Raw genomic sequence first — 18,499 nt, 5'->3', positions numbered from 1 at the left:
ATTTTAAATTTGGGTAAAATAAACATCAAAGCGAAGCTTTTTACCTTTAATAGACATATTTGGTTCTTTTTTTTGTAAAAAAGGAGCTGATTCAGGCCTCTTTACTACAACTCTCTGTTTTGCCAACTCTAAAGCTGGCCCTAATAAATCATCTGCATCTTCGTCCGCTCCCAACAAAGTTTGAAACAAACGCATTTCCTTTTTCACTAACGCAGATTTCTTGCGGTGGGGAAACATAGGGTCTAAATACACCACATCGGGCGGTATTTCTTGCCAATTGGCTAAAAGGTTGACGGCCGAATCATGAAAAAGTGCCATTCGCTGAGGTAGCCAATCTTGTAGTAGAGGATTGGTTTTAGCACGTCGTAACCCATCACTGAGTAAAGCAGCCACGTCGGTTGATCGTTCAATCATATCAACATGACATCCAAAACTTGCGAGTATAAACGCATCTCGCCCTAACCCTGCTGTAGCGTCTAATACGCGCGGAAAAACATTACCTTTAATGCCCACCGCCTTGGCAATCGACTCTTTACGCACACTGGTTTGCTGTCGTCGAAATGTTAAAACGTCTGACGCAAAATCGACGAATACAGCGCCAAGCTTGGGTTCATCCAATTGTTTAAGGGCTAAATGGTGCTCATCTAACACTAACGCTAAGCCTTTACTTTGTTGATTATCAACTTCCATTCCCCATTGTGTTTGCCAAGCAAGGGCGTGCTCCTGTAATAATGGATTTTCCGGTTCAGTTAATAGTAGCTTAAGCATGGCCATATCGCTCTTTATGTCCTAACCAACGGTTAATGATGGCTTGAGATTTTGACGGATAATGTTCCCACATGTGGGCTGCGATGCTTTGTACTTCTGGTATGAGTTCGGCATCTCGAATCAAGTCGGCTATTCGCAGGTCGGCTAATCCAGTTTGTTTGGTTCCTAAAAGCTCACCCGGCCCACGAATTTCAAGATCTTGCTGAGCGATATAAAAACCATCGTGAGACTCGCGCAGAACACGCAGGCGTTTACTGGCGGTTTTAGACAGTGGGCTTTGGTACATTAAAACACAGTGACTCTCTACTGAGCCTCGTCCCACCCGTCCGCGCAATTGATGTAATTGTGCCAAGCCAAGGCGCTCTGGATTTTCAATGATCATCAAGCTCGCATTCGGCACATCCACACCCACTTCAATAACGGTAGTCGCAACTAATAAGTCTAGTTCACCGAGCTTAAATTGTTCCATAATCTGTTGTTTTTCCTGAGACTTCAAGCGACCATGCACTAGCCCCACCTTTAGCTCCGGTAATGCGGTGTTCAGCGCAATGGCGGTGTCTTCTGCGGCTTGGCATTGCAACACTTCTGACTCATCAATTAGGGTACACACCCAGTAGGTCTGACGCTTTTGATTAATAGCCGCATTACGCACTCTTTCAATCACTTCCCCTCTACGTGTATCGGGCAATACCACAGTGGTAATGGGTGTACGACCTGGTGGTAACTCATCGATTATCGATGTATCAAGGTCTGCGTAAGCGGTCATTGCTAAGGTACGAGGAATGGGCGTTGCAGTCATAATCAATTGATGAGGAAATGCCCCCTGCTGCTCGCCTTTTTCCCTTAACGCTAAACGTTGGTGCACGCCGAATCTATGCTGTTCGTCAACGATAACTAAAGCCAACTTATGGTATTCCACCGCCTCTTGAAACACCGCGTGAGTGCCCACTAACATATCAATCTGGCCAGATTTCAATTCATTTAAAACGGTTTCTCTGGCTTTGCCCTTTAATTTTCCAGCCAACCACCCAATTTTTATGTTTAAAGGTGACAGCCAGCCATTAAAATTATTAGCATGTTGCTCAGCAAGCAGTTCGGTGGGCGCCATCATTACCACTTGAAAACCAGCTCCGATAGCCGACAACGCGGTCAATGCCGCTACTAGGGTTTTACCTGAACCTACATCTCCTTGTACTAAGCGCATCATTGGGGAGTCTTGTTGCATGTCATGCTGAATTTCGGCCACCACGCGAGATTGCGCATTGGTAGGTGAAAAGGGCAAGCAGGCCAAAAATTGTTTGATTAACCCTTTAGATACCGGGATTGGAAAAGTTTGTTGGCGCTTACTTTGCTGTCGAACCTTTAACACACTTAAATGGTGAGCGAGTAACTCTTCTATAATCAAGCGTTGTTGAGCTGGATGTTTACCTTCCTCTAATAAGCTCAAGGCAACATCTGGCGGCGGTCGATGAACTAAGCTCAGAGCATCAGCTAGGCTAACTTGGGATCCATAAAGATTATCAGGGAGCAGTTCCGCCAAGCCACCTTGTTTTAATTTAGCTAAGGCTTGCTCACTCAGATTACGCAATGTGATTTGTTTTACACCTTCAGTGGTGGGATACACTGGAGTGAGAGACTCTTCTAACTCATTTACGGAATCTTCCCGTTTTACCCGATATTCTGGATGCATCATCTCAAGGCCAAATTTTCCCGCTCGCACTTCGCCAAACGCGCGAATGGTAGTGCCTTTTTCCAGGCTATTTTTTTGCGCTGCCGAAAAATGGAAAAAACGTAAAGTGAGAGTGCCAGTATTATCGCTGACGCGAACCACTAACATGCGTTTTCGGCCAAATTGCACGTCACAAGACATTACCTGAGCTTCAATACTGGTGTGTAAAAACGGCTGCAAATCACCAATGGGATAAATGCGAGTACGATCTTCGTAACGATGGGGTAAATGGAACAACATGTCCTGAATGGTAACTAACCCAATTTTTTCTAGCTTTTCAGCTACTTTGCTACCAACACCTTTTAATTCGGTTAATTTTGTTATTGCCAGAGATTGCATCTGAGCCTTTTTATTCAGAACCTAACAATCTGTTATTTTGCCTTACGTTCAGCAGAATACAACTATCTTAAAGGGAAAATAATAAAACCACCCTAAAAGCCAGCGAAAACCCGTAGCATGGTCTTTAGGCCATGGTTTTTTTCTCGGGGCTGAAGCCACCGACTACAGGCCTTTTGTAGCATGGTCTTTAGGCCGTGGGGGGGTTAGGCCATGGGGGGTTAGGCCATCGGGGATTTCATGGAACGGCATGAGGTGACACAACACACCCTCGGGGCTAAAGCCGCCGACTACAGGCGTTTTGTAACATGGGGTTTAGGCCATCGGGGATTTCATGGAATTGCATGAAGTGACACAACACATCCTCGGGGCTGAAGCCGCCGACTACAGGCCATTTGTAGCATGGTCTTTAGGCCATGGGCTCTCTCGGGGCTGAAGCCGCCGACTACAGGCGTTTTCTACCGATAAAAGCAAGCATTATAATTTTTGCTAAAATTCTAAATCAGCTATACGAATAGGCTGTATTGCTGCATAGTGAGTTTAGAAATTAGAAAATGTGAATTGATATGAACTTAGAAACCATTTCCTCCCATGTTGAGCAGTTGTGGCTCATCATTCTTAGTGCATTAACGACCCCAAACACCTATGCTCAGATAGCTGTCGTAATCACGGTTTATGTGTTGGCATTTTGGCTAGCCCTTAAAATTCGTAACACTGTTGGCCTCACCCATCACGAACCCGATGTAAGTGCTCACCCCATGCGCAAACTTGCCTATCGGGTAGGATATTTGGTTTATCCGTTAATTGCCCTTGTGACCTTAAAAATCATAATAGAGAGCGGAGAAAGCGGCGGTTTTTCTACCTGGCTTTTAGACACCGCATTAACCATAGCTGTGCTACTTTTTTACTATTCGATGATTCGTGTGTTTGTAGTCAATACCGTTGCGGCGAAACTTTTCAAATGGGTGGGTTTACCCATATTGCTACTGCATTTGTTTGGTATGCTTGATGTGGTTATTTCGTCCCTTGAAGATATTTCCCTTAATTTAGGTAACGTCAATATTACCGCTTACGGTGTCGTAAGAGTGCTTATTTTCGGCTCAGTGCTTTTTTGGCTAGGTCGCGCTTCTAATAGCTTTGGTAAAGATATCATTCGCAAACAAGAATCCATCGATATTCGAACCAGAGAAGTGTTTTCTAAGCTCTTTGAAGTGGCTGTTTTTTGTATTATTGCGTTATTACTCTTGAATGTAATGGGCATCAACCTAACTGCACTTGCCGTATTCGGTGGCGCTGTGGGTGTAGGGCTTGGGTTGGGTTTGCAATCCATCGCCTCGAACTTTATATCGGGTATTATTATCTTATTAGATCGCTCTTTAACCGTTGGCGATTTTGTAGAAATGGACGATGGCAGCAAAGGATTTGTGCGAGAATTTAGAATGCGTTATACGGTGTTAGAAACATACGATGGTAAAGACATACTCGTACCTAACGAAAAGTTCATATCTAATTTAATTGTTAACTGGACCCATAAAGATCCTAAACAGCGTTACCGAGTTGATTTTTCAGTGCCTTATGCCACAGACATACGTTCAATGGTGGAATTTATAAAAGTTGCGGTTGCTGAACACCCATCGGTTATAAGTGGTTCAGATGTGCCGTTTGAGGAACGACCAGATTGCGAAATCGACAGCTTCGGCGACTCAGGGGTGAATATGTTTGTGGAGTTTTGGATGGAAGGCATTGATGATGGTAAAAACCGTGTTGGCGGTGATTTAATGTTAATTATATTTGAAACACTCAGAGAAAACGGTATCGAAATTCCCTTCCCTCAACGAGAAGTTCGGGTTCTGAATGAAGAGCTACTGAAAGGTCAAAACCCAAGTTAGTTATCCAGAGTCGAAATCGAGTATTTGATTTCGACTCTTTATTTTATTGCGAAAAATCCGATAGTAAGTCTTTACAAACTCAATTTGGCTGCTTGTAGAAGAAGCTCAGCTGAAGGTCTTACTTTAAAATTCGGATTAACGTAGTTAAATTTAATTAAGCCTGATTTATCAGTAATAAATACCGAAGGGGCTGGCAATACTGCGCGGTCACTGCCAGCTTCTGCGGTTAATTCTATGTTTTTCTTAGCTTTATAATTCGCTTTTGTTTCCATGGGGACGTAAAAGCCAATGCCAAAACCTTTAATGGCTTGCAAACTCTCATCTGATAGTAATTGCACCGCAAATTCGGTTTCCAACTTTTGCTCTTGTAATCGGGCTGGCGACTCTGGAGATATAGCTAATATTTGATAGCCTAAATCAATTAGCGGCTGCTCAATATCTTTTAATTCTGCCAATTGACGGCTGCAATAAGGGCACCAGCCACCGCGGTAAAATAAAATTATCGTTGGTTTTTGCATAACCATTGCCTGCAAGCTCACCGGTGCTCCGGTTGCAGTCCGCAGTGTCGCACTGGGAATAGTTTGCCCATTCAATAAAGGGGTAACATCTTCTGGTGATTCAGCAATGACCGAGCGATCTAACGCAAATAGCTGTGCCGAAAACAGGGTTAGAAAAACACCAACAATTTGAAGGGATCGCATACAAGTGTTCCTTATAAGGTGGATGATAAAGATAACAATGTAGCACGGCATTTGGAACATGGGAAAAGTTGTTTCTCGGGGCTAAAGCCGCCGACTACAGGGGCTTTGTAGGATGGTCTTTAGGCCATGGGGCTTTCTCGGGGCCTTCTCGGGGCTGAAGCCACCGACTACAGGGGCTTTGTAGCATGGGGATTAGGCCATGGGGCCTTCTCGGGGCTGAAGCCGCCGACTACAGGTGGTTGGGTTCGAATTTATGTGGCGGTTTTGAATTGGAGGGCTTGCCACCAATCGTCGGCGGCAACTATGCTTCCTTGTTCATCGATATGAGGATATGGCAGATTCTTTTCATCACAAAGTCTTCTGAACTCGGGATAACCTCGTTCGAATAGCATTTTTTGACAATCTGACTCTTCAAGGTGCTGTGTATCGTACATTCCTGCTATTTGTCGTTGCCGCTGAGCTTCATATAATACAAGGGCTGCAGCCACACTAACGTTTAACGATTGCACCATACCTACCATGGGGATCACAATTTCTTGATCGGCTAATTCGATGGCTTGTTGGGTTGCCCCATGCTTTTCTTGGCCTAAAATTATCGCTGTTGGCTTAGTATAATCGACGTCTCGAAAATCCACTGCCTCATCAGACAAATGGGTGACCAATACCTGCATTTGTTGTTCTTTTAAATGACTCACCGCCTCGCCAATACTTTGATGGGTTTCCATGTACACCCAATTTTGGCTGCCCATGGCGGTGCCACCGCGTAATTCTTTGGTTTCATCATCCCATACCGCGTGGACTTTATGGATACCAACGGCATCGCAACTTCTTACCACAGCAGACACATTGTGGGGCTTATGCACTTGCTCCAAACAAACGGTTAAATTTGTTTGTCGCTTAGATAAAACATCCCGAATTTTTTGATAACGTTCTGGTGACACTGACACTTAAAAACCTCAATTTGAAAGCTGAGCTTTCTAAAGCACTATCACTCAGGCAATTCCATTACGCCGTCAATTTCGATTTGTGAACCTTTTGGTAACTCTTTCACACCAATTGCTGCGCGTGCTGGATAAGGTTTCTTGAAGTATTGGCTCATCACTTCGTTAACTGTGGCGAAAGTAGATAAATCCGTCAAAAAGATGTTCACTTTTACCAGATCGTTAGTGGTGCCACCAGCGGCTTCGCAGACTGCTGTAACATTCTCAAACACCTGAATTGCCTGAGCTTTAAAATCTTCTGAAACCATTTCCATAGTTTCTGGAACCAATGGAATTTGACCCGATAGATACACGGTTGTTCCTGATTTTACCGCTTGACTGTAAGTACCAATAGCTTGCGGGGCCCGGTCAGTGTGAATTACGGACTTTGACATAATTTTTTACCTTAGTTGTGTCGAATTTTACTATGACGAGAGACTTTTTGTACTTCCGGCATGGAGCGAATTTTGCGCATGACTTTGGCCAGATGTACGCGATTTTTGGTGGTTAATTCAATATCAATGTAATAAACATTGCTTTCTTTTTCTTCTGTTTGCAAACCAATAATATTGGAATCACAAGATGCAACGGCATTGGTTAAGGTTGCTAACGTGCCTTGATGATTAATAAGCTCAATTCTCACTGAGGCTTTAAATTCACCTTGCGCTTCGCTGTCCCATTGCATGGGTAACACACGTTGCGGTTCTTCTTTACTTAACTTGCGAATATTGCTGCAGCCCACTTGATGGATAACCATGCCTCGCCCCGGGCTAAGAATGGCAATAATTTCATCATCGGGAATTGGGTAGCAACACTTAGGATAGGTGACTAATAAACCTTCTGTCCCACGAATAGCAACATTACGACCTTTTTCCGGTAACACTTCTGTTTCACCTAACAGGCGTCGAGCGACTATTGCACTAAGCTCATTCCCTAAACCTATTTCTGATAGTAATTCATCAAAGGAATTGTGCTTGGTTTCGGCCACTACCCGATCTCTATCTTCTTGAGGTATATCGTCTAGCCTTCTTGCCCCTAAAGCATGTCGTAGTAAACGATTCCCCATGCTAATGGCTTCTTCTGACTGCTGACGCTTAAGATAATGACGTATATTGGAACGCGCTCGGGCGCTAACCACGAAATTCAGCCAGTTGGCATTAGGTTTTGCCCTTGGTGAAGTAATAATTTCCACTAACTGACCATTTTGCAAGGGTTTATTCAGTGAGTAGTTACGTCGCTCCACTCTCACTCCCACACAGGAATTGCCCACGTCTGTATGCACAGCGTAGGCAAAATCGACGGGAGTGGCCCCCATAGGCAATTCGATAATACGACCGTCTGGGGTAAATACATAAATTTCATCCGGAAACAGATCGGTTTTAACGTTTTCAATGAATTCGAATGATGAACTAGCGCTTTGCTGCAATTCTAGTAAAGATTGCATCCATTTACGCGCGCGGACCTGAGCCGTTGTTCCCTGCTGTGTTTCACCATCATCTTTGTAGATCCAATGGGCTGCCACACCTTTGTCTGCCATTTGATCCATTTCATTAGTACGGATTTGAATTTCCACAGGGATCCCGTGCGGTCCGATTAAAGAAGTGTGTAATGACTGATAACCGTTGGTACGGGGAATAGCAACATAGTCTTTGAACCGCCCTTCAATGGGTTTGTATAAACCGTGCATTGCCCCCAAACCTCGGTAGCAATTGTCTACTGAACTAACGATTACCCGAAACGCATAAATATCCATGACTTCATTGAACAACAACTCTTTATTCTTCATTTTCCGATAGATGGAATACAAATGTTTTTCGCGACCAACCACTTGCGCTTCAAGGCCATGGGCTTGTAAACGGGTTTCAACTTCATTGCGGGTATTTTCAATGATCTCTTTGCGATTACCACGAGCTTGCTTCACCGCTGCCGATAGGGCCCGGTGACGCATGGGGTACATTGCTTGAAAACCTAAGTCTTCTAATTCATTTTTAATATCGTGGATACCGAGACGATGGGCAATGGGAGCATAAATTTCGAGGGTTTCTCTGGCTATTCTGCGACGCTTGTCCGGTCGCAATGAGCCTAAAGTACGCATATTATGGGTTCGGTCAGCAAGTTTAATCAGGATAACTCGAATATCCTGCACCATGGCCATCATCATTTTACGGAAATTTTCGGCTTGGGCTTCTTGCTTGGTACTAAACTGAATTTTATCCAGTTTAGAAACACCTTCAACTAAATCTCCCACCGTTTCACCAAATGCTTCGACTAAATTTTCTTTGGAGTAATGGGTGTCTTCAATCACATCATGTAGCAATGCAGATTTGATGGTTTCTTCATCAAGGTGCATATCGGCGAGAATCCCGGCTACCGCGACGGGGTGAGTAATGTAAGGATCGCCACTGGAGCGCATTTGTCCTTCATGTGCATCTTTAGCCAAAACAAAGGCAGCCTCAATCCCCTCAACGGTGCTTAGAGGTAGATAATCACTTAGTTTGTTTTTCAGGCCTTCGAATAAATACACTTAACACATGCTTTTAGTTAACTTGGTAGTTAAGAATACGAGGAATTTGTAAGATTGTCAGCCAATAAGTTCACCCTGAACTCAGATGAGTTCAGGATTGACTCAATTTTACTCAGACAGGATGTTCGCAACTGACGAAAACTCTGCTTCATCGTGCTCTTGCTGGTCACGAATTGCTTCAGCAGCAATGGTTGATGCATCAACAAAACCTTCTTCAATTTCACGAAGAGAGACTACTGTAGGTTTGTCATTTCCCATAGGTACATGGGGTTCTTTGCCTTCAATAGCAATCTGACGTGCGCGCTTAGCAGCAACCAATACTAAATCAAAACGATTGCCAATTTTATCTACGGCATCTTCTACTGTTACACGAGCCATATATTTCTCCGAGGTGGTCGATATGTCTAAAGGTGTTCAAAAAAAGGTCGAGTAGTTTACGTTTTTATCGACCTAAAAGAAAGATCTTTCACGATCATTAGCTAGTTTATTTTCCCAATAAATTGGCAAATAAGCTAGCATGACGGACGATCTGCTTCTCTTTTCTAAGTCTGCGAGCACTTACTATCGAATCTAGCTCCTTCAAAGCGGACTCAAAATCATCATTCACCACGATAAAGTCAAATTCATGGTAGTGGGAAATTTCTGACTCAGCTTCTTTCATTCGTTGTTGAATCACTTCTTCTGAGTCTTGATTGCGTTGGGTTAACCGTCGAAAGAGTTCATCCCGTGAAGGCGGAGCGACAAAAATGGTCGCAGTGTCAGGAATTTGCGCTTTAACCTGGCGCGCCCCTTGCCAGTCAATATCTAAGAAAATATCAGTGCCCTGCTTGAGTGTTTCTTCTATCACCACGCGAGAGGTTCCATAGTAGTTTCCAAATACCTCTGCCCATTCGAAAAACACTTGTTGCTCAATGTTTTTTTCGAATTCCTCTCTGCTTACAAAATGATAATGCTGACCATCCACCTCTCCGGGCCTAGGGCTTCGAGTGGTATGAGAAACAGAAACCTGCATTTTGTTACTGTGCATGGTCGACTCACTGTGCCTTTCGATTAGCGCATTTATGAGACTAGATTTACCTGCTCCTGAAGGAGCGGCCAAAATAAATAAGTTACCGGGTGCTTTTGCCATAAATTTTTATAAAATAACTGTCGCGAAATTTCTGCAATGTTAACATATTCTGACTTATTACCTAACTAGCGAATCACAAAATGAATGACAGCCAGTATCACCAACTTGTAGATGACATGTTTATCCAACTGGAAGAAGCGCTAGACGCGTGCGAAGTGGATATCGATTATGAATCGGCAGAAGGCATATTAACCCTCGAGTTTTTAAATAAAACCAAGATAATTTTAAACAAACAAGCACCTTTGCACCAACTTTGGGTGGCAACCAAATTTAATGGTCATCATTTTAATTATGAAGATGGCCTGTGGATTGATGAGCGCACTGGTGTTGAGTTTTGGTCATTTATTGATGAAGCAGCCAGCAAACAAGCAGAACAAAACGTAAAATTATCCTAAAAGAAGAACAAAGGAAGTAGCTACATGAATGAGCAGATATTGCCCTACGTAGAAGTGAATCCAAAGAAGCCACACGACGCAGTTGTTATTTGGATGCATGGTTTAGGGGATTCAGGTAATGGCTTCGCCCCCATAGTACCTGAGCTGAAATTACCTGAAAGTATGGCGGTTCGTTTTGTTTTCCCCCACGCACCTGTGAGACCGGTAACCATAAATAATGGCATGCCAATGCGAGCTTGGTACGACATCAAAACCATGGATTTTAATAATCGTGCCGATGTGGAAGGAGTATTAGACTCAGCCTCCAAAGTAGCAAAACTGATTGACGCGGAGAAAGCCAAGGGCATACCCGCGAATCGGATAGTATTGGCAGGCTTTTCACAAGGCGGGGTAATCGCCCTTCACTTAGGCACCCGTTATCCAGAAAAGCTGGCAGGTATTATGGCTCTTTCAACCTATATGTCTGAACCAGACAAGTTTGCTGAGCAAGTTCATGAGGCCAATAGAGACACAGCTGTACTGTGTGCCCATGGACAGCAAGATGAAGTGGTTCCGATGTTTTTAGGCCATGCCGCCTTCAAAGTACTAGAAGATCTGGGTTATCCGGTAAAATGGAAAGAATACCCAATGCAGCACAATGTTTGCCCACAGGAAATTAAAGACGTTTCAGAGTGGTTGCAGCAACGTTTGGGGTAAAGCCAAGCTGCTGCCAGCATAACTTACACTTGTCAGCGATGAATTATCGCGCTATATGTTAAAAAGGACGATGATTTAAACAGGCAAAGTAAGTTTTGACGTTAAAAGGTGCTAACACTGGTGGGTTTGAACTCGCGCTCGAAGAGTTCATATCGCGCTCAAAACCACAGCTATTGAAGATATTATCGAATATGGTCAATGTGGCAGAAGCGGAGGAAATACTGCAAGAAGCGTATTTGAAGATCTACTTACTGGTGAGCAAAAACCCCAACAAGGAAAATCCATTGCAACAGCTTCTTGCGTTGCAACCTATGTTGATCGCGATGTCTAAAAACATGGCGATTAGCAATATTCGCCATCAAAAAGTGGTAAGTTCGCATATTCAGAACGCATTATTGATGTGGGTTGAAAGCGACGAAGCTCAGTCGTTAACCTCAGAAACGTCGTTAATTGATCAACATGACAAAGACATTTTATTACAAGCAATCAATAAACTACCGCCAATTTGTCGTCAAGTTTTTGTGCAACGAAAGTTACATGGAAAAAGTCATGGGGAAATTGGTAAAATGCTGAGCATCACAAATAAAACTGTTGAAAATCACTTAACCAAAGGGTTAATGCTATGCCGCAAATATGTGGCAGAGTTGAATTCAGAGACATATTCACAGTTTAAGGTTAATGAACGTTGAGTATAGAACAATGGACAGGTTACGAAGTCTCAGAAGCGACGCTACTTGAAGCGGCGAACTGGATTGCGTCTTTAGACAGCAATGAATTAGACGATAGCCAACAAATTGCCTTTCATGACTGGTTACAAAGTGAGCCTGCGAATCAGCATGCTTATTTGGAATTATCTGAACTGTGGGCCAAAACGGCCTGTTTAAATAGCCTGCATGAATATATTGAAAAGTCTGTCGTTATCCCCTTCCCTTCAGAAACAAACGAAGTTGCCCCCGAACCTGTTGTTCACTCTGCAGGCCCTGGATGGGCTTATACATTAACCATTGGTCTCATTTGCTTCGGTTTAACAATGCCTATTATTCAACATTTCGTCTAACCCCCAACCTTCCAACATATATTTAATCTCTGTTAATTTTTTGTAATATTTTATAGGGGGTTTTGTGTTTTGCTGCGTTTACTAGTTAAGAATCCAAAAGAAAACCGTGTATTGCAAATACAAAATCACGTGTCCAATTGGATCGAAATGACAAAATAATAATAGTCACACTTAACAGGTACACATATGAAACAGAGCACAAAACACACTAAAAACCGGTTTTTTAAGCCCAGTTTGCTGTCTTTCACCATTGCTTCCATAATTTCTCTTCCAACGATAGGCCAACAAAATGACACTGAAAATTCAGAGGATTACGAAAAAATTCAAGTTGTAGGCTCTCATATTAAGGGCGGACAAGTTGCTGAAGCTTTAGCCATTTCGGTATTAGACGCTGATGCTATAGGCTCCCTAGGTATCGATTCAATTGATGATTTATTGCAAGTTATTCCGGAAAATGGTCAGAACTTTTTTAATGAAGCGGAAAACATTGGAGGAGGTGTTAACGCAGCACGGGGAGATATAGGTACGTACAATTTACGTAATTTAGGAACTGGAAATACGCTGGTATTGTTAAATGGCAGACGTTTAGTTAATTCCGCCTCGTATCAAACCGAAGAAGTCGGCGGCAGTTTCGTTCCCGTTAATTCTGTGAATGTTAATACCATACCCGTAATTGGCCTAGATCGAGTTGAAGTGCTGCGCGATGGCGCTTCAGCAATTTATGGTGCGGACGCCGTTGCCGGAGTGGTAAATCATGTTTTAAAATCTGATTTTGTTGGGTTTACTATCTCTGGTCGCTGGGCCGAATACGAAAACATTCCCCGTGACACCCAAACATTAACTATGGAATGGGGTAAAGATTTTAATAATGGCAGAACCAATGTCAGCGCTTTTGTAAATTATTACCAAAGAGACAGGGTAAATTCTCAAGATGATCCACGCTGGGCAGATGCTGACTTTCGTTCGCGCATTCCAGAAGGGTCTTTATGGGAAGGAGATACAGCTTTTCGAAATGACTCGGCAAACTCACTATTTGGCCAATACGATGTGGTTAGCAGTGCGTCTGCTGCAGGTCTAACGGATATGTTTACCGACAGTAGTGGAGAATTTGAAACCTACCCCATTGGTGATGAGCGCTGCCAGTATGTAATTAACGCCACCACTTGTGGAGGCCAAGACGGACAAGGCACCTACCGTTTAAACCTGAATGCTGATCGAGATATTAGTTCTGACTTAAAGCGCTTTAACGTTTTCGCGTTTATTAATCATGAATTCAATAATGGTGTTGAGGGGTTTACTGAACTGTCTTATTACAAGTCGGAAACCAATTTACGCCGCCATGCGACGGCTTCATTTACTACCTCTAAATTGCGCGTGGGTGCCGAAAACTATTACAACCCCTTTGGCCCTTGCGGATCACCAAATCGACTTCCTGACGAGCTCATTCCCGACGTACCTTGTACTGGCCTTGAGCTCACTATAGATAATTACAGGTTTGCCGAATTGCCTAGAATTGTTGACAACGACGGAAAAACGTTCCGCTTATTGCAAGGATTTAGAGGTGTGATGGGAGATTGGGATTGGGAAACTGCAGTATCTTATTCGAAAGCACAAAAAGATGATGTTACCCACAATCGCGTATCCAATAGTTTAATTTCTGAAGCACTATTTGACCCCACTGAAGCGGCTTACAATCCGTTTAGCGGCGGTCTTAATTCTAATATCGAACGGGCGTTAATTGATGTGGTTAGAATAAGTGAAACTGAACTTACCACCTTTGATGCTAAATTTTCACATCCCGAAATATTCACTCTACCCGCTGGGCCTGTGGGATTCGTGGTGGGTATTGAGTATCGCGAGGAAACATTTGTTGATGATAGAGATGATCGACTAGACGGCACTATCACATTTACAGATTATGAAGGTGATACCTACCCATATGTTTCAGATGTAGTGAATTCTAGCCCTACTCCTGACAGTTCAGGGGAGCGAGACGTAGCGTCTTTGTTTGGTGAACTGCAAATTCCTATTTTTGAGAGCTTAAACGCCCAGGTGGCATTACGTTACGAAGACTTTTCTGATGTGGGTAACACGACCGTGGGGAAAGTGGCACTCGCTTGGCGCCCCATTGATGAGTTGCTAGTAAGGGGCTCTTGGTCAGAAGCCTATCGCGCTCCAAATTTAATTACCATCAACGAAAGTATTGTGGCAAGAAATAACACCCGCACTGATTACGCCTGTTTGTACGCTGCTGAAAACGGCGGTGATCCGGATCAGGATATCCTCGATTGTACTAATTCGGTTCAAAGGATCGCCCAAGGCAGCAACAATCTAGTACCCGAAGAGTCTACTAACACTTCTGTAGGTATTGTATTAACCCCCAACGACGATATAACTTTTACCCTTGATTATTGGTCCATTGAAAAAGAAAATACCATTGGTTTGTATGGTGAAGAAAACCACACTTTGTTAGATTTACTATTGCGCCTTGAAAATGGCGACGCAAATTGTAACTCTTCACATTTCAACTCGGCAGTGTCACGTGTAGATGCCGATGAAAACCAAATTCCAGTGTATCAAGCCGCTGGGATCTGCCCGGCAGGAAACATTCAATTTATAGATGATCAATATGCAAATTTAGATAAGCGTAATTTATCTGGATTTGATGTGGGTTTTTATTACAATCTTAATACCGAGGTTGGTAAATTCAAGTTTAGCTACAACGGCTCATTCATTGAAGAGTTTGAACAAAACGCTGGCGGCGATGCTGCGCGTTTAGTGCAAGCTCAAGAAAGTGGGTTGATTCCAGCGAGTTATCCTGTCGCTGGGTTTGCGGACTTAATTGGCCAGGACGGTAATCAAGAACAACGTCATTCGATGCGTTTATCATGGCGTGAAGGTGATTTCGGTGCCTCTTTAAGCGGGAATCGAATAGGTAGTTTCTATCAAAGTTCGTTAACCTTGGATGATGGGACGCGTTATAAAATCCCAGCCATGACCACGTTTAATGCCACCTTCGACTATACCTTTGCTTACAAAGAAACGGAAACACGGCTTCGCCTTGGTGTGCGTAATTTAACTGATGAAAGAGCACCGCTGGCGGACAGATACTTTGGATTCTTTTCCGATGCCCACAGCGACTATGGACGCAGTTTTTACGTAGACTTTAGAACAAAACTATAAAATTCGTCCTTCAAGTGGGCTTCTTGCCCACTTCAACCTTCTCGATGTTAAGGCAGTAATATGAGTAATAGCTTACCGGATATAACCGATCAGCAACGTGGCCGCTATCAAAATATTGGTCTTTTAGCTGGACCGGCATTATTCGCTTTGATGATGCTTTTAGGAGCAAATCAATCCGTTATGGACCCAGCAGCTTGGCGTGTTGCGGCCGTAGGAATTTGGATGGCAATTTGGTGGGCTACCGAGGCAGTTCCTGTGCCAGTAACCGCTTTTTTACCAATAGTGACATTTCCATTTTTAGGAATAACCACATTGGCGGAAGCCACGTCAGATTACGCAAATCCTATCATTTACCTCTTTATGGGAGCGTTTATTTTAGCCCTTGCCGTAGAGCGCTGGGATTTACACAAACGTATTGCCCTGGTGATTTTGTCTTATACTGGTACTGATGGCAGCCACCTGATTGGCGGATTCATGATTGTTGCGGCTTTGCTATCAATGTGGATGACAAATACGTCAACCACTATGATGTTAATGCCGATTGCGCTATCAGTTACCCATGTTATTGCAGAGCACAATCCCCACCTGAGTAAACAACAAACCAAATCTTTTCAAATTGCCATGTTGTTGGGATTGGCCTATGCGGCGACCATTGGCGGCCTTGCCACTTTAGTAGGAACGCCACCAAACGCTTTGTTAGCTGCATTTTTGAGTGAAAACTACGATATTAAACTCACCTTTGCTAGTTGGATGGCCCTTGGTGTACCCGTTATGCTTATTATGCTCCCCCTCGCCTGGTGGTCGTTAACACGCTGGAGTTTCAAAATTGATGTTCCAGAAAATCCAGTTGTGCATGAGCATTTAAATGACCTTCGCAAAAAACTTGGCCCTATGAGCAGTGCAGAAAAACGCGTCGCCATAGTGTTTGTTTTCGTAGTGATATTATGGATTATTAGACGTCCTATCTCAGTGCTGTTTGAAATTGATTTTTTGACCGATACTGGCATCGTAATGACCGCTGCACTATTGCTATTTCTTTTGCCAAGTGGAGACAAAACACAATCGCAAATCATGATTTGGCATGATGTGAATAGGCTGCCTTGGGGTGTGCTTATCCTTTTTGGTGGTGGTTTAAGTTTAGCGGCCGCGGTGTCGTCTTCAGGGCTTGCCAGTTGGTTAGGCAGTAGTTTGATGCCATTGGGCGCATTGGGTGTATTTACCCTCGTTATTGCGGCCACCGCATTGGTCATATTTTTAACCGAACTCACCAGTAATGTTGCAACTGCAGCCACCTTTTTGCCGGTTGTAGCTGCGGTTGCGTTAGAGCTTGGTGTTTCTCCACTACTACTTTGTATACCCATAACTTTAGCGGCAAGTTGCGCATTTATGCTGCCCGTGGCCACGCCTCCCAATGCCATTGTATTCGCTTCTGGCGTACTTACCATTCCACAAATGGTGAGAGCCGGCTTTATTCTCAACGTTGTTGGTTTAATTCTTTTAAGTGTGGTTTCCATCTGGCTTGCGCCACTAATTTTCCTATAAGCAAAGTGAACTCAATGAAAAATAGATCAATTTCTTTTATGTTATGGGCTGCAACTTTGCTCCTAACACCCCAGGTTAGCGCCGAAACACAACTTGAAACCCAGTCACAGGAATTGGCAATTCTTGAAAATGTGTTTAAACCAGAAATAATCAACTTCGAATCGCCAACTAGGCTTTTATTCATAGGTAATAGTTTTAGTTTTTACAATAATGGTATTCATAACCATTTGGGCAGCTTAATTCGATCTGCAGGAGAATGGCAGGTCGGTCAAAATAGATTGAGACTTTCTACCCTGTCTGGTGGACATATCTATGAACATTTGACTGATCTCAACTATTACCTAAACGCTCCAAAACAAAACTGGCAAGGAATCGTTTTGCAAGGCCACAGCAACGAACCCATAAGCTCGAAAAAGAAAGAATTATTTGAACGAGGGACAGAAAAAGCCATAGAAATGATAAAGCGCAAAGACCTAAAACCAATTTTATTCATGACCTGGGGTTACAAGGGCCAACCCAAAATGAGTACGGACTTAGCAAATGCTTATATTAAGCTAGCTAACCGTTATGATGTTGCTGTAGTACCAGTAGGATTGGCGTTTGAACAAGCACAAGTTGCCCTAAAGCATATCGAGTTGTTTGTACCCGACGTATTGGCGGTGAATAATCTTGGTCAACCAGATGCATCTCTAAAGTACCGCAACGATTGGAAGCACCCAAGCGAAGCGGGCACTTACTTATCGGCCTGTGTTTTTTATGCTAGCCTGTATGCTAAATCTCCCGAAGGGTTAATTTTTCATGGTTCGCTCTCTGCCCAAGATGCAACTGATTTGCAAAAATTAAGTTGGCAAGTAACAAAAGAGTTTTTCAATCTGAAATAGTTAAAATAGGGTAATTAAAAAATCCTATTTCATTCAAAATACTCCGATGCGAGTAAGTAAGTATTAACTTCAGTATACCATCATACGCTCTTGTCATTCCGTGATAAATTTGTGATGAAATTTTTGGTCCGTTTCACCGGTTCTGTAAATAACCTTAACGAACTTTCCAAACGGATCTAACATGAATTATTTAAAAGTACTTATATTTGCCATAACTAGCCTATTTATAACCACTGCCAAAGCATCAGATCCCATCGAGACAGGCTTTTTCAATAACCACGCTATTTATGGTTACGATACTGTCGCGTACTTCACTCAAAACAAACCGGTAAAAGGTAACAAACAAATTACCTACGATTGGCGAGGAGCCCAATGGCACTTTTCCACTGAAGAACATAAAGCGATGTTTGTCGCGAACCCTGAGAAATATGCGCCACAGTACGGTGGATATTGTGCTTACGCAATGGCGGATGGCAACTTAGTAGGTATAGATGAGAATGCTTTTACCATTGTAGGGGAAAAACTGTATTTGAATTACAGCATCAGCGTGATGGAGAAATGGCTGCAAAACAGAGATGAATATATCCGAAAAGCCGACGAACAATACCCGTTAGTGGTGGAGTTTTAGACTTTTTTCGTTGCTATTGATGTAGATCATCCTGGTTATCAGGTTTTTTACAACTCTGCTG

The 18,499-nt window shown here is 43.2% G+C and carries 17 protein-coding genes; 9 read left to right on the top strand and 8 right to left on the bottom strand.

Going from position 1 to position 18,499, the window contains the following annotated elements:
• Positions 1 to 3 precede the first annotated feature (3 nt).
• Both ACYVIL_RS13620 and recG read right to left on the bottom strand, forming a co-directional pair.
• On the bottom strand, positions 4 to 768 hold the full coding sequence (locus ACYVIL_RS13620; protein WP_303473258.1) for a class I SAM-dependent methyltransferase: 765 nt from the start codon (positions 766 to 768) through the stop codon (positions 4 to 6).
• A complete protein-coding gene (gene recG, locus ACYVIL_RS13615) occupies positions 761 to 2,836 on the bottom strand; it encodes an ATP-dependent DNA helicase RecG (RefSeq protein WP_460312803.1) in 2,076 nt (691 codons plus the stop codon). Before recG ends, ACYVIL_RS13620 begins: the two co-directional genes overlap by 8 nt.
• A gap of 563 nt (positions 2,837 to 3,399) precedes the next feature.
• Here recG and ACYVIL_RS13610 point away from each other — a divergent pair.
• Positions 3,400 to 4,722: a mechanosensitive ion channel family protein gene (locus ACYVIL_RS13610; RefSeq protein ID WP_460312802.1), complete on the top strand. Its 1,323-nt coding sequence runs from the start codon at positions 3,400 to 3,402 to the stop codon at positions 4,720 to 4,722.
• Positions 4,723 to 4,793: 71 nt separating this feature from the next.
• Here ACYVIL_RS13610 and ACYVIL_RS13605 read toward each other — a convergent pair whose 3' ends face one another.
• The 6 genes from ACYVIL_RS13605 to gmk form a co-directional block, all read right to left on the bottom strand.
• Positions 4,794 to 5,423 carry a peroxiredoxin-like family protein gene (locus tag ACYVIL_RS13605; RefSeq protein WP_303473252.1) on the bottom strand — a complete coding sequence of 210 codons (630 nt, stop codon included), beginning with the start codon at positions 5,421 to 5,423 and terminating at the stop codon, positions 4,794 to 4,796.
• A gap of 251 nt (positions 5,424 to 5,674) precedes the next feature.
• Positions 5,675 to 6,364 (bottom strand): tRNA (guanosine(18)-2'-O)-methyltransferase TrmH, encoded by a 690-nt coding sequence (gene trmH / locus ACYVIL_RS13600; protein WP_460312874.1) that lies wholly within the window; start codon positions 6,362 to 6,364, stop codon positions 5,675 to 5,677.
• 47 nt (positions 6,365 to 6,411) lie between these two features.
• Entirely contained in the window at positions 6,412 to 6,798 is a 387-nt protein-coding gene (locus tag ACYVIL_RS13595) for a RidA family protein (protein ID WP_303473250.1), read from the bottom strand.
• An 11-nt stretch (positions 6,799 to 6,809) separates the two neighbouring features.
• Positions 6,810 to 8,927 (bottom strand): bifunctional GTP diphosphokinase/guanosine-3',5'-bis pyrophosphate 3'-pyrophosphohydrolase, encoded by a 2,118-nt coding sequence (gene spoT / locus ACYVIL_RS13590; protein WP_460312801.1) that lies wholly within the window; start codon positions 8,925 to 8,927, stop codon positions 6,810 to 6,812.
• Positions 8,928 to 9,035: 108 nt separating this feature from the next.
• Positions 9,036 to 9,305, bottom strand: a complete 270-nt coding sequence (rpoZ, locus tag ACYVIL_RS13585; RefSeq protein WP_303473246.1) for a DNA-directed RNA polymerase subunit omega — start codon at positions 9,303 to 9,305, stop codon at positions 9,036 to 9,038.
• A gap of 106 nt (positions 9,306 to 9,411) precedes the next feature.
• Positions 9,412 to 10,056, bottom strand: a complete 645-nt coding sequence (gmk, locus tag ACYVIL_RS13580; RefSeq protein WP_460312800.1) for a guanylate kinase — start codon at positions 10,054 to 10,056, stop codon at positions 9,412 to 9,414.
• 80 nt (positions 10,057 to 10,136) lie between these two features.
• On the opposite strand from gmk, the gene cyaY reads away from it, so the two are divergent.
• The 8 genes from cyaY to ACYVIL_RS13540 all read left to right on the top strand — a co-directional run bounded on the left by cyaY (position 10,137) and on the right by ACYVIL_RS13540 (position 18,438).
• Positions 10,137 to 10,451 carry an iron donor protein CyaY gene (gene cyaY, locus ACYVIL_RS13575; protein WP_303473242.1) on the top strand — a complete coding sequence of 105 codons (315 nt, stop codon included), beginning with the start codon at positions 10,137 to 10,139 and terminating at the stop codon, positions 10,449 to 10,451.
• A gap of 24 nt (positions 10,452 to 10,475) precedes the next feature.
• Complete coding sequence (locus tag ACYVIL_RS13570) at positions 10,476 to 11,147, top strand: alpha/beta hydrolase (protein WP_460312799.1); 672 nt, start codon at positions 10,476 to 10,478, stop codon at positions 11,145 to 11,147.
• Positions 11,148 to 11,242: 95 nt separating this feature from the next.
• On the top strand, positions 11,243 to 11,836 hold the full coding sequence (locus ACYVIL_RS13565; RefSeq protein ID WP_460312798.1) for an RNA polymerase sigma factor: 594 nt from the start codon (positions 11,243 to 11,245) through the stop codon (positions 11,834 to 11,836).
• Positions 11,833 to 12,204, top strand: coding sequence for a FecR/PupR family sigma factor regulator (locus ACYVIL_RS13560; RefSeq protein WP_460312797.1), 372 nt, complete (start codon positions 11,833 to 11,835; stop codon positions 12,202 to 12,204). Before ACYVIL_RS13565 ends, ACYVIL_RS13560 begins: the two co-directional genes overlap by 4 nt.
• A gap of 186 nt (positions 12,205 to 12,390) precedes the next feature.
• Positions 12,391 to 15,387 (top strand): TonB-dependent receptor domain-containing protein, encoded by a 2,997-nt coding sequence (locus ACYVIL_RS13555; RefSeq protein WP_460312796.1) that lies wholly within the window; start codon positions 12,391 to 12,393, stop codon positions 15,385 to 15,387.
• Positions 15,388 to 15,447: 60 nt separating this feature from the next.
• Positions 15,448 to 16,929, top strand: coding sequence for an SLC13 family permease (locus ACYVIL_RS13550; RefSeq protein WP_460312795.1), 1,482 nt, complete (start codon positions 15,448 to 15,450; stop codon positions 16,927 to 16,929).
• A gap of 14 nt (positions 16,930 to 16,943) precedes the next feature.
• Positions 16,944 to 17,810: a hypothetical protein gene (locus ACYVIL_RS13545; protein WP_460312794.1), complete on the top strand. Its 867-nt coding sequence runs from the start codon at positions 16,944 to 16,946 to the stop codon at positions 17,808 to 17,810.
• Between the two features lie 181 nt (positions 17,811 to 17,991).
• Positions 17,992 to 18,438: a YHS domain-containing (seleno)protein gene (locus tag ACYVIL_RS13540; RefSeq protein WP_460312793.1), complete on the top strand. Its 447-nt coding sequence runs from the start codon at positions 17,992 to 17,994 to the stop codon at positions 18,436 to 18,438.
• The last annotated feature ends 61 nt before the right edge of the window (positions 18,439 to 18,499 follow it).

The organism is Aliiglaciecola aliphaticivorans (genome assembly GCF_054782055.1).
Note: the sequence above shows the minus strand (reverse complement) of the source record. Positions and strands in the feature narration are given on the sequence as shown.